The organism is Wolbachia endosymbiont of Drosophila tsacasi (genome assembly GCF_028982115.1).
Taxonomy (GTDB): Bacteria; Pseudomonadota; Alphaproteobacteria; order Rickettsiales; family Anaplasmataceae; genus Wolbachia; species Wolbachia pipientis_B.
Window position 1 is genome coordinate 21469 of sequence record NZ_JAPQLJ010000053.1, and the last position, 1493, is coordinate 22961.

A 1493-nucleotide genomic window follows, 5' to 3' on the forward strand; every position below is an offset into this window, starting at 1 on the left:
TGCTTAGTAAATTTCTTAAATATTAAAGCTAAGGTTAGTTGCATTTAAAAGCAGCTAAATTGCAGTGTTTAAGACTTAAAAAACGCCAATACTGAAAATAGACAATGACTAGGGCTTCTTTTGCCTTTTTTTCGTTTGGTAAATTTCTTAATGTTTGTAACTAAACGACAACCGTCATCCCGCAGCGGGATCTCTTGTTAGCGGATGAGATACCGCGAATGAATCGCGGTATGACGGTTCGCGGTGGCATGACGGTTCGTGGCGGGATGAAGGTTAAGCAATTCGTCATCCCGCTACTTGTTAGCGGCTAAGAGATGCCGCGGCGGTATGACGGTTAAGTAGGGTGTCATCCGAGTAGCTTGACGCTGGGATCTGATGCAGTTACTCTAGGCTAAGGTAATCCGCATAGCAAATGGTGTCATGCAAGTAGCTGACACTGGAATCTAGAATTTTTTTTAACTAGATCTTATGGTCAAGCCATAGGATGACAGGAAGGTAAGCCTTATTTTAGTTAGCTATTATACTCACCGTTTGTGGCTGAAAGGAGCACATTTTTAGAATAATGAAAACAATCAGCACTTTAATTCAAGAAGGATCGGAGTTATTATCGTCACACAAAGTTGAATCACCACATTTAGATTGTGAAATCATCATACAGTACGTACTTGGAGTGGAAAGATCATTCATAATTATGAATCACACTAATCAGGTATCAAGAGACAAAGAACTTCTATTTTGGAAATTAACAAAAAAAAGAGCGGAAAGATATCCAATATCGCAAATAATAGGTAATCGTGAATTCTGGAGTAAAAATTTTATAGTTAACCAGCATGTTTTGGATCCAAGACCAGATAGTGAAACAATAATCCTAGCAGTGTTAAAATATTACCCAAATAAAAAGCAGAGACTAAAAATTGCAGATTTTGGTACAGGCACAGGTTGTTTATTGATATCCGTACTTAGTGAGTATGAATATGCCGTTGGTATTGGTTTTGAAAAAAGCTTGGAAGCATACAAAGTTGCCTATCAGAACACAAAGAAACATAATCTCCTCAGCAGAGCCAAAATATTTCCAAGCTCATGGACAGAGTGCAGAGGTTCATTTGATCTTATAATCAGTAATCCTCCATATATTAAAAGAAGCAAATTGAAAGACCTGCAAGCAGAAGTGCAAAAGGAACCAAGAATTGCTCTTGATGGTGGAATTGATGGTTTAAACTGTTACTTGAGTATTTTTCCAATATTGAGGAGGTGTCTTAAAAAAAATGGGTTTGCAATATTGGAGATAGGTGAAGATCAAAATGATATTGACAAAATAATACCCTCATACGAATTAGCTTTTCAAGAATACGTATATGATTTGGCAGGAATAAAGAGATGCATTGTTATGCAAAAAACATAGCTAATGTTTTCTTGACCTTACCCAGAAAAAGTAGAGAGAAAGTTAAGACGTTTTTGTCATGAAAATGATGCATCAAATTGTTCGGGAATGC

Annotated in this window: 1 protein-coding gene; it reads left to right on the plus strand. The window is 36.8% G+C overall.

Features of this window, described 5'->3' with window-relative positions:
- Nucleotides 1-562 precede the first annotated feature (562 nt).
- Nucleotides 563-1402, plus strand: a complete 840-nt coding sequence (gene prmC, locus OZD70_RS05350) for a peptide chain release factor N(5)-glutamine methyltransferase (protein ID WP_275021364.1) — start codon at nt 563-565, stop codon at nt 1400-1402.
- The last annotated feature ends 91 nt before the right edge of the window (nt 1403-1493 follow it).